Here is an 11,467-nt window from a genome sequence, read left to right as displayed (position 1 = left end):
TCATTTGTTTTTTGGTTTTATGAGTTCAATATATGCTTCTGCAAATCGTTTTCCCATCATTCTTTGACCTTCTGAGTTAAAATGTAGTTTATCACCTTTATCTTTTAAATCAGATGTTTTAACAACAGAAATGTACCTGTCTTTTGAAGCATATTTATTTATAGCGTTATTTATTGCTATCCAAGATTCTTTCTTTTTTGAGTAAGAACCAAGTTCGCCCATTAAAATGGGTAAGGTTTTATTTCCAACAGATTTTCTAAATGTTTTAAATAGAATCGCTAAGTTTTTATTGTATTTCGGAATCTTTTTTTTATTTGCATCACTTTCTCCTTGGTGCCATAATATGCCTTTTACTGTTCCATATTTTTTAGCTAAAACGACTTTCTCTTTAAAATTTGATAATAACTTCACATCGCGATGTACAGAATCGTTAACCCATTTATTTATCGAACTACCTCCAACTGCCGTAGGAATTAGTAATATGGATACGTTTTTTGGAATGTCTTTTAAAAGGCTTTTTGCAAATGACAAACCACTATCTAATCCGCCCATTTTTGGTTCGTAAAAATGGAGTGGTTCTTTGGCTAGAATAATATCATTCTCTTTATTTATTGTTAAAATACGCTCAGATGGAATGGTGTCTTGCGGTTCTACAAATCCACGACCAGCCATATTAGATTGCCCTGCCATCATAAAAACCCAAACATCTTTCTTTTTTGGAATTCTTTTAGGAAACTCAATAACTTGTGGGAAATTAATAGTTCTTTCATACTTGGCTAGTGCTCTGGATTTAACCATCTTATTCAACCATATTTCGGCTAAATCTAGCCATGTTTTAGCAGCTATATTTCCTTTTCGTAAGCCATAACCATGTCCACCTTCAGATAGCATGTGTAATGCAACAGGTACTTTTTTATTTCTTAAAGCGGTTGCCATTACTAAAGGACTGTTTCCATAGCGGTCATCCATTGTCCCGAAAATAAAAAATGGTGGTGTATTTTGGTTAATCTCTAATTCTGGACTTATACTTTTATTTTCACCTTTATCAAGGTATGCTGGATAAACAAGCATTGAAAAATTTGGACGACTTGATAATTCATCAATAGCGTCTATTTTGGGGTAAGCGTCTTTTTTATAGCTTGTTGAGGCTAGAGCAGATAAGTGACCTCCTGCTGAAAACCCCAAAACACCTATTTTTTGAGGGTTCAGATTATAAACAGATGCTTTGCTTCGTACTGTTCGAATAGCACGTTGTATATCTTGCAATGCGCCTTTTCGTTTTTTTGGCACACGATATTGTAATACAAAAGCTGTATATCCTAAAGTATTAAGCCATTCTGCTATTTCATATCCTTCTTTATTTACAGCCAAAATACTATACCCACCTCCAGGAGATACTATGACTGCTGCCTTAGAATTATTAGGTTTTTCTGGTTTAAAAACGGTTAATGACGGATTGGTAATATTGGTTAGCCTTATAACATCTCCACTTGTGTTATCTGTTTGAACAGGTTCATGTTTAGGTTCCGTTTCTCCAGGCACTTCATTTGGCCATAAAAAAAGAACCTCTTTGGTTTGTGCTGAAATTAAACAAGAAAAAAAGATACTTATAACTATAAAAATAGGCTTCATAATGGGAGTGGTTAAAGTGACATTGTTTTTTGCAATTTAATATCTTTTGATGAAGCCCCAATCATAAATTCATACATGCCACTATCAAACACCCATTTTTTTGTTTTTTCATCCCAGTATTGTAAGTCTTTTTTGGAAACCTCAAATTGAACGGTTTTTGATTCCTCTATTTTTGAAGAGATTCTTTTAAATCCTATAAGCTTCTTTAATGGACGTTTATGTGATGATTCTTTTGCTCTATAATACAGTTGAACAACCTCATCACCATCATAATTACCAATATTCTTAATGGTACTAGAAATTAATAATTTTTCATCTTTCTTTTTAATTTTCATACGGTTATATTCGAATTTCGTATAACTTAAACCATAACCAAAAGGATATAATGCATCCCCTTCAAAATACATATAGGTTCTTCCGTTAGATATTTCATAATCATCCATAGGAGGTAAGTCTGATACCGATTTGTAACATGTAAAAGGGAGTCTGCCTGCTGGATTGTAATCTCCAAATAGCACATCGGCTATAGCGGTGCCACCAGCTTCACCAGGGTACCAAGCGTCAACTATGGCAGGAATATTTTCATCCACCCAATTTATGGCTAAAGAACTTCCTGCTACTAATACTACAATAGTATTTTTATTTATAGCATAGATGGTTTTTAAATAATCAATTTGGTCTTTTGGAAGTTCTAATGACTTTCTGTCTTTTCCTTCTTTTTCAATGGTCTTGTTAATACCCATTACTGCAATAACGTAATCGCTTGTTTTTGCTGCTTGAATATCCTCATCGTATAAATCACCATTTGTATCACCTGGTACTTTCCATAGTAATTGACATATAGCATCTCCACCATTATCGAAATATTCGAGCTTAATAGCATATTTCTTATTCGCTTGCATGGTTATTTCGACTTGATCTGTTGTGGCTCCTCGGTTATGCCATGCGTCGACTACTAATTCATTATTCAACCATAAACGTATACCATCATCTGAGTTAACGCCTATTTTATATGTTCCAGAAACATTGGGTGTTATGTAACCTGTCCATCGGATGGATTTATGTAGGTAGGCGGTATATGGGTCTGGAGGATTGTTCACTGGGTCGAAATTAACTCCTTTATCCACTCGGGTTTGTGGTGTGCCCTCAAGAAATTTATCATCAAAATATTCGGCATACAAGCCAGGTTCGTCATTAAAGTCATTTCTTAGATATTCCGAATCAATAAAGTTTAAATTTCTAGCAGCTGTTTTCCATTTAACATAGGTAACTTCTATGTTGTTGCCCACTTTATTCTTTATACCATCAAGAGGTGAAATAGGTTTTATAACGGGTAAGCCACTGTAATCTCCAAAAACTACTTGGTTGGCATTAAACCCAACAACAGCAATCTTTTTAATCTTGCTAGCATCTAATGGCAATGTGTTATTTTTGTTTTTAAGCAATACGATGGATTGTCTGGAGGTTTCAAGAGCCAATTCTTGATGCTTTTTTGAGCCAATAACTTCTGGAGATATTTTGGTATAAGGGTTGTTTTCTACACTATCAAAAACCCCCAATTTGAAGCGGGATGTTAGAATTCTAGCTGCAGATTTATCAATACTTCCTTGAGAGATGAGTCCGTTTTGATATGCAGGAAGCAAATGATTATTGTAAATATCATCGCCACATTCTAAATCTAAGCCCGCTTCTATTGCTGCTTTTGCTGCTCGCTCTTTAGTATCGATAAATTTGTGTGATTTTACTAAATGCGTTGGAGCGCCGCAATCGCTTACAACATAGCCTTTAAATCCCCATTCTTCTCTTAAAACAGAATTTAAAAGCCAATTGTTTGCTGTGCTTGGCACATTATTAACGGCATTATAAGCACTCATAATAGATTGGGCATTCGCTTCTTGAATAGCTGCTTTGTAGGCAGGAAAATAATATTCACGAAGTGCTTTTTCGGAAATATTCGCGTTATAGCCAAATCGATTATTCTCTTGATTATTTGCTACAAAATGTTTGGGTGTTGAAACTACTTTTAAATACTTTTTATCGTTTCCTTGTAAACCTTTTACGAAAGAAACACCAATTCTACTCGTTAAATATGGGTCTTCACCATAGGTTTCTGGAGTTCTTCCCCATCTAGGATCTCTGGCCATATTAATGGTGGGCGACCAAAATGTAAGCATATCGCTAAATCCATTTTTTTGGTCTTTGCCTTGGTTGTAAAAATTCCATTTTGCCCGTGCTTCATCTGAAATGGCAGAAGCGACGTCGTAAATTAAATCTGGATTCCAAGTTGCCGAAAGAGCAATGGCTTGAGGAAAAACGGTAAACCTGCCGCCTTTTACTACGCCATGCAAAGCTTCGTTACCATGGTAATATTTATCTACATCCAATCTGGGAATGGCTTCTGCTGTTGCTATTAGTAGCGATACTTTTTCTTCAATAGTTAATCTGTCAAGTAAATCGTTTACTCTAGTTTCTATGGGTAGGTTTGGGTTTTGATAAGGAAGCTTGTTTTGTGCCGATACTAAAACAGCGCATAAACCGAATAAATATATAAGGGACTTTTTTAGTATCATTTTTATTTTGTTATAATTTTAAAACCAGATATTGGTATTTCGCCACTGTTATAATTAGGCATCTCTATTTGTAGACCTTCATTATTTTGAGTCCATTTTACTTTTTTATCACTTCCCAACAAATGAACCTCTTTTACAATAGCGTTATTGTTTTTTGAAAACGATTTTATTACAACCTGTTTTTCTAAAAAGCTACTAACATAAGCATATATGTTATCGTCCTTTGAAGTAAAGCGGACTTCTGGAAAAATAACTTTTGAAGTAGCGTCATGTAAGTTATCCTTCATGGTGTTTTCTTCCGCAGAATCTTTAATTTTTTTTGTGTTTTTTGGAACTTCTGCAAGACGTTCGTTTTGCACTTTCCATGGTTTAGACCCATAGATGCCTTCTGAATTTTGTTTTATCCAGATACCCATTTGCGCCAATCGTTCTTGCGCTAAATCTGTGATTTCACCTTTTGCCGTAGGACCATTATTTAGTAATAAATTCCCACCTTTACTTACTATTTCAAGTAATTGACGCGTCATTAATTCTGAAGATTTATAAATGGTGTCATATTCAATATATCCCCAGTTTTTTCCCATGGTAATACAGGCTTCCCAAGGTTCAACTTCTAAGCCTTCTACAATTTTCTGCTCGGTTACTTTATAATCACCAAACCCATGTTTAATACGACTATTAATAATACAATGGGGTTGTATCCCTAATATAAGTTCTCGTAATTCTTTACTTTCTTCTGGACTTATTAATTCTGGGGTATCAAACCAAATAACATCAATCTTTCCGTATTGCGTGAGTAATTCTTTTATTTGTGGTTTTACTTTTCTTTTAAAATATCTGCTGAATACTTTTATGTCTTCATCGGGGTAATCAACCAAATTACTTCTTCCTCCTTTATGTGGCCAATTGGTTGCCACATCTGGATCTTCCCAATCGCGTCCTAGAGAATAATAAAACCCAAATTTCATATCGTGTTTATGGCAAGCGTCCACCAATTCTTTCATAGGATCTTTGCCATAAGGTGTACGCGTTTTTATGTTATAGTCGTTTGAAGGAGAATCGAACATGGCGAATCCATCATGATGCTTTGAAGTAATAATAATGTACTTCATTCCTGCATTTTTAGCTGTAAGTACCCATTTTTCGGCATCGTAATTAACAGGGTTAAAATCATCTGCAATTGTGCCATATTCCTTTAAAGAGATTTTCTCATGAATCATAAAATGTTCATTCCCTTTTGCTATATGACCATTCCAATATCCTGCTGTTTTTGAGTATAACCCCCAATGCATGAACATGCCAAATTTGGCATCTTTCCACCAGTCCATTTTATCGGGTGTTTGCGCTCTTATACTTCCAGAAAGCATCAAAAAAATTAGTGAACAAAAAATGATTATATTAGAATTATTTTTCATGCTAGTGTTATGTTCTATTAAGGGGTTTAAATAAATGTGTCTACTTATTTCTTTATAAATTCTACATTAGTTAATTTAACTACAATAGGATTAGGCCAAGCTTTATTGTTATAAAGACGCTGTGCCCGGCTTATAGAGATTTCTAATAATCCTTCATGCTGAATAAATCTAGATGTAGGCGTGTTTTCGGGCCAATATTCTACAACTAAGTCATTTTGACCTAGCACTGAAATAGCTGTACTAGATGTTGCTTTTATATTCTTCAAAAGAAAATTTCTTCTGAATCCTTTAACCCAATTTTTTTGACCTGTTATAAATACATATGCGGTATTTTCATCTTTATTTTTAGTAAACCACATATCACCATCTTTTATAATAGTAGGTAGTGGTCTAGTATTCTTTATCCCTTCATTATTTACAAACATCCAAAGTGCTATTTCGCGTAGGCGTTCTTCTTGTTCAATAGGAATTTTACCATTTGGTTTTGGGCCTACATTCATAAGGAAATTACCTCCTTTTGCTCTAATTTCTATTAATTTTTCTATTAATTCCCCGCCACCCTTATAATCTTCATTGGTAGGTTTGTATTGCCACTGTGTACCCATAGTCATGCAGGTCTCCCAAGGTCCTAACATGGGCGTATCTGGAATTTTCTGCTCAGGTGTTTTCATTTCACCTCTGGTAACAATAATATTGGGATCAATTGAGTGCACATATTGAACCAAAGGCCCTGTCTTAAAAGCATCAAAAAACATAACATCTATAGGGCCATAATTTGTAACCAACTCTTTAACCTGTGCTTTATCATATTCTAATAATTCAGCATTATCGGTAATTTGACTTTTCTCTCGTTTTCTAGAGATAAGCGTTCCTTGTTGATTTAAAAAATAAAAATCTTCAGGTGAAAAATATACACCTACTTTTAATCCCTGATTACGTAAGGCTTTAAAAAGCATCTTTGTAATATCTTTTCCATAAGGCGTATTCATAATATTGAATTCGGTTGTTTTTGTATCCCACATACAAAAACCATTATGGTGCTTGGTTGTAAAAACAACATATTCGGCCCCTGTCAATTTAAATAATCGCGCCCATTCGTCTGGGTCGAACTTATTTGGGAAAAATGTTTTAGGAAGCTCATTTATGTATTTATCTAAATACGCTTCTGATGCGCCAACCATGGAATGACTTATAACACTACCTAATTGAGAATCGATGCTCCAATGCACAAATATTCCAAAACCCATATCCATATAATTTTCAATGAGTTTTGGATTATTTTTAAGCTGTCCGAACGAATAAAAATAAGTAAAACCTAATACTACAAATAGATATATAGATTTCATATGCTACCTTTATTTTTTCGAAGTTATAAGATGGTTAGAGTACTTATTGGCATTCATGTTAAGTTGAAGGCGTCCGCCCCCAATTAAATCATTGTGATTAATAGCATAATTTTTTAAATCTGTGTTATTAAACATAATACTATTTACATATACATTCTCCGGGCTATTATTTATTGTTTGAATTTCAAACACATCACCAGGGTAATAATTTTTGTTTAATTTAATCATTATTTTATCAAATATAGGGCTCCCAATTTGGTATTCTGTGTTAGCTTCTGTGCCGCCATTCATTTGAAACAAACCTATTTTCATAAGAACATTTAAGCTTCCCATTAAACCTTGATCTTCGTCACCACTATATCCTGTGGCAGGTGATAGCCCACTAAATGTCTTTTTAACTACATTTCGTGACCAATACTGCGTCAGGTCTGGTCTTCCCAGTTTATTAAAAATAAAGGATGTTTGAATAGATGGTTGGTTTCCAAAATTAACTGGTATTCTACTATATTCTGGATGACCTTCAACGGCATGTGATGTGCCTGCTGTAAAATTTAATTTTTCAGCAGTTTTAAATTGCGCATTCAATTTTTCAATTGCTTTTTCATTTCCTCCAATTAGCGTTGCCAACCCATTTAAATCGTGTGGTACAAACCAAGTAGATTGCGCACCATTAGATTCTATAAAACCATGTTCTACTTGATAAGGGTCAAAATGGGTGTTCCATATACCGTCTACATTCTTAGGTCGCATCCAATTTACGCTTGTATCAAATACATTTTTATAGTTTTTAGACCTGTTTAAAAAATAGTTATAATCATCTTCAAGTTCCAATTTTTTTGCTAATTGTGCTAAGGTCCAATCTTGGTAAGCATATTCCATCGTGAGGCTTGCTCCATCTTGATGTCCGCCAAAATTCCCTTCCGGAATGGGATATGGTACAAAACCATTTTTTATATAATATTTTAAACCACCCCCTAAATCTGTAGTATGTTCATACCCTGCTTTTGCCATAATGCCATTTGGCATATGATTTTTCTTTAAAGCTTGATAAATGCCTTCTAAATCATCTTTTATAATACCTTTTTGAATGGCACTCACAATAAATGGGGTAGAGGATGCGCCTGTCATAACATAGGTGTAATTCCCTCCTGATGGCCCTCTAGGAATTATACCGCCATCTTTATAATATTGCATTAAAGAATGCACAAATTCTTCCATGATTTCTGGATAAACTAAGCCCCAAAGTGTGTTGATAGTCCATTGTGCGCCCCAAAATGAATCGGAATTATAATGATTGAATTTAGGTTTCCCATTTTCGTTAAGAGGTAATTGACCTATTCTAAATTGGTCTCCTGTGTTATCTGGGTATGCTCCATTGGTATCGCTTATAATTCTTCGTCCTTGTAGTGCATGCCATAAATCTGTATAAAATCTTCTTTGATCGGTTTTCGTACCGCCTTCTACTTCAATTCTACCTAATAAATCATTCCATTCTGTTTTAGATTGAGATACAGCATCATCAAAATTCCAATGTGGTAATTCTACATTAATATTATTGTTAGCATTCTCTACAGATGTATATGAAATGCCAACTTTTACAAGGACCTTTTCTTTTGGCTCATTCAAGGTAACTAAATAATTCCCCGTATTTTCATCTTGTTGTATAGCTGTAATTGCTGTATTTAGTTTTATTTTGAAGAATACTGTTAACGGTTTTGGACGCCTGTGAGTAGGTTCCATAACAACTTTACCCGAAAGTTCTTTATCGCTATTTTTTTCTAAGGTTCCATCACTGTTTTTACAGGGACCCAACATGGTATTAAGGTTAAACAATATAGATGCTTGCTCATTTTTTGGAAAGGCATATTGATGGAAACCAACTCGTTTTGTACTTGTTAGCTCTGAAGTTATTTGATATCTGTCGAGTTCAACATAATGATACCCTGGTGTTATTTTTTCTGTTTTATGACTGAATTTTGAATAAAAATCTTTGTAAATGCTTTTTTTATTAGTTTCAGAAATTGTTACCGGCATTATTGAAATACCAGACATTTGCCATGCATGAATATGGCTAAACCCTTTTATTGTATCTGTTTTATAACGATAACCACTGCCCCAAGCACCATCAATCTCTGTATCTGGGCTTAAGTTTACCATGCCAAACGGACGGCTGGCAGAAGAAAAGAAAAACCATCTTGAATTTTCGGTATCGAGTAAGGGGTAGACCTTATCTACTAATTGATCTTTTACGGTAGGTAATATTATTTCTTGTTCCTTTTTACAGGATACCAGGAGAATAAGTGTAAAGCTTATTATAAAAATGCCACTTTTAAGAATTTGGCTTGATTTCATTTATTTTCTGTTTAAAGTGTCAAATTATTTATATTAGTTTCAATATCTTCTAACATTTTCATTGTTGGGAAGCCATTATTTTGTCTGCGAATTTTAATAGAATACCAGTTATTCCACTTTTTATCCAAATCGCCAGAAGCTCTATGCTTAAAAATAGTTTCAAGTTCTTTTCTAGCCTCTGGTATTAATTTTTTTATTTCTTCTAAAAATTTAGAATCATTACTGGTTTCAAACTTTCTTTTTAAGATTGCCATATTATGCAATGTGCTTTCAAAAGAGATTAAATTTGAATATAATAGTGTAGGAAGGTAGATGTACGAATGATAAAAGGTGTCTTTTAAAGGATCATTTTCTAACCCTATTTCTGCTTCTTTTAATGCTTTTTGTACATAATATTTACAACGTGCAGTTGACTCTAAGTCGTTTTCAACTCTTTTATAATCGTAGGGGATAGGTGTTTTTCCGGGCCGTCTTATTGGTGCATTGGACAGATATGATATTGCTTCACGTATTTCCCATAAATGCTCTACATAGCCTTTTCTGTTTTCTTGTGCTTCATGTAAAAGTTTCATAGAAGTAACAGCATGTTTGGCTGTTTTTTTATCGAAATAACGTTCTGTCCATGATTTATAAAAACGGTCACCTGTAAATTCATCTGGGTTATTACAAACTGCGCTATAGGCTTCAAGGTTTAATAAAAATGGTCTGAAATTTTGCCCATTAATCATGCAATATTTATCTGCATCATAGTTTTGAAACATGTGTTTCATTACTGTTTCTACTTTTTCTGGATATGGATTATGAACTGTATGGTTTAACCAAAATCCAGCATGCATATAAGTTCCAAAATCATGCCCTTTGGTACTTTTTGGCAAAAATTTAAAATCTCCAAAACCATGATCAGACCAGGCTACAATCCAATCTTTTGGAGGATCAAACCCTTCATTAAACATTTCCATGCCGTCGGAATAACAGATAAGTACTTTTTGTGCATTGGGCTTGTATTGGTCTACTAGATCACTAAATACTTTGTAAACTTCGTTGAATACTTCTATTTTGTCTTCTCCACAGCTACTTTTGTATTCCCAGTCCCAAACTTGATTTCTTGATCTTAATATAAATATATCGGTTTTTGCTAATGGTGTTTCTTCTAAATAATATTTCCAAGCCGCAATCCAATCATCTTTATATAACTTCCAACAAGCGGCCTTTTCCTCAGAAAAGGATTTAATTTGGTACCCTAAAGCAAAATCTATTTGAACTTTCATGCCTTTTTCTTGGGCATAATCAATCATCTTTTCTAAATAATCAATATCTAATTGGTAATTTGGTGCAAGCGTTTTATATTCCGGGCGCATAAAAAATTCTGGGCGCCCCAGCATATCAAAAAATTGAATGGCATTATAACGTAGGCGCACTAGAGAGTTAATCATTTCAGTATAACTTTCCCAGTCGTATTCTAATAACTTTCCTCTGTAATTTGCCAATTCGTCCACATCATTTTCAAAATAGCACAGAATTGGCACTTTAGGTGGTGCTATAGTTTTATCTTCAAAATTATAGATGTCTGTATTTGATATTTTTATTGGTGTTTTTCCTGTCCAATATTCTAAAGGATCTATGCCTAAAACTTTTTGAGAATAATCGTAAACAGCATATTGAAACCCTTGAACATCTGAACCTCCAATTACAATTGCTTCTTTTTCATTTGATAGTGTTGTTTTAGACCAAATGCCACCTCTAGAACCAGGTATTTCACTCGAAAGGTTTATTTTTTTCTGTACCGCTAGTTCTTTAATGAATTTGTTTGTTTCTGGAGTTCCTACAACAAAAAAGATCCCATTTTCAGGGAGTTTGTCAGTTTCGGAAATAATATAAATAGTTTCATCAACAACTTTAGATAAATCGTTTTTTAAATCGTTAATAGTACTTAACTCAGTGTTAGTTGCAGACTCTCCAATGATTAAATAATAATTTATAACATTATTGTTTGAACATGCAGAGAATATAAAAACACTTAAGATTAAGACGTGTAAATAATTACATTTTCTATTTAAGATTTTTATCATATTATATTTATTGAACACAGACGTTATTAGAACTATGGTTTATCTCTATTGGTTTATAAAGAATTTATGAGTTAAAATAAATT

At 33.8% G+C, this 11,467-nt stretch carries 6 protein-coding genes; all 6 read right to left on the bottom strand.

What is annotated here, in order from left to right:
* The 6 genes from Q4Q35_RS13045 to Q4Q35_RS13020 are packed head-to-tail and all read right to left on the bottom strand — an operon-like array spanning nucleotide 1 to nucleotide 11,384.
* Nucleotides 1-1,632 (bottom strand): sialate O-acetylesterase, encoded by a 1,632-nt coding sequence (locus Q4Q35_RS13045; RefSeq protein WP_303278432.1) that lies wholly within the window; start codon nucleotides 1,630-1,632, stop codon nucleotides 1-3.
* An 11-nt stretch (nucleotides 1,633-1,643) separates the two neighbouring features.
* The gene (locus tag Q4Q35_RS13040; RefSeq protein WP_303278431.1) at nucleotides 1,644-4,202 is read right to left on the bottom strand and encodes a glycoside hydrolase family 3 protein; all 2,559 of its coding nucleotides are present in this window, start codon (nucleotides 4,200-4,202) and stop codon (nucleotides 1,644-1,646) included.
* Nucleotides 4,203-4,204: 2 nt separating this feature from the next.
* Nucleotides 4,205-5,617: an alpha-L-fucosidase gene (locus tag Q4Q35_RS13035; RefSeq protein WP_303278430.1), complete on the bottom strand. Its 1,413-nt coding sequence runs from the start codon at nucleotides 5,615-5,617 to the stop codon at nucleotides 4,205-4,207.
* A 44-nt stretch (nucleotides 5,618-5,661) separates the two neighbouring features.
* Nucleotides 5,662-6,963 (bottom strand): alpha-L-fucosidase, encoded by a 1,302-nt coding sequence (locus Q4Q35_RS13030; protein ID WP_303278429.1) that lies wholly within the window; start codon nucleotides 6,961-6,963, stop codon nucleotides 5,662-5,664.
* 9 nt (nucleotides 6,964-6,972) lie between these two features.
* Complete coding sequence (locus Q4Q35_RS13025; protein WP_303278428.1) at nucleotides 6,973-9,315, bottom strand: GH92 family glycosyl hydrolase; 2,343 nt, start codon at nucleotides 9,313-9,315, stop codon at nucleotides 6,973-6,975.
* A gap of 11 nt (nucleotides 9,316-9,326) precedes the next feature.
* On the bottom strand, nucleotides 9,327-11,384 hold the full coding sequence (locus tag Q4Q35_RS13020; protein WP_303278427.1) for a glycosyl hydrolase 115 family protein: 2,058 nt from the start codon (nucleotides 11,382-11,384) through the stop codon (nucleotides 9,327-9,329).
* Nucleotides 11,385-11,467 lie beyond the last annotated feature (83 nt).

Origin of the sequence: Flavivirga aquimarina, assembly GCF_030540835.1 — a bacterium.
Classification (GTDB): Bacteria; Bacteroidota; Bacteroidia; order Flavobacteriales; family Flavobacteriaceae; genus Flavivirga; species Flavivirga aquimarina.
This window is presented reverse-complemented; position numbering and strand designations above follow the sequence as displayed.

Excerpts from the sequence above, each read along its gene's own strand:
- Q4Q35_RS13035 (WP_303278430.1), bottom strand. The coding sequence starts at position 5,617 with ATGAAAAATAATTCTAATATAATCATTTTTTGTTCACTAATTTTTTTG.
- Q4Q35_RS13020 (WP_303278427.1), bottom strand. The coding sequence starts at position 11,384 with ATGATAAAAATCTTAAATAGAAAATGTAATTATTTACACGTCTTAATC.
- Q4Q35_RS13040 (WP_303278431.1), bottom strand. The coding sequence starts at position 4,202 with ATGATACTAAAAAAGTCCCTTATATATTTATTCGGTTTATGCGCTGTT.
- Q4Q35_RS13025 (WP_303278428.1), bottom strand. The coding sequence starts at position 9,315 with ATGAAATCAAGCCAAATTCTTAAAAGTGGCATTTTTATAATAAGCTTT.
- Q4Q35_RS13045 (WP_303278432.1), bottom strand. The coding sequence starts at position 1,632 with ATGAAGCCTATTTTTATAGTTATAAGTATCTTTTTTTCTTGTTTAATT.
- Q4Q35_RS13030 (WP_303278429.1), bottom strand. The coding sequence starts at position 6,963 with ATGAAATCTATATATCTATTTGTAGTATTAGGTTTTACTTATTTTTAT.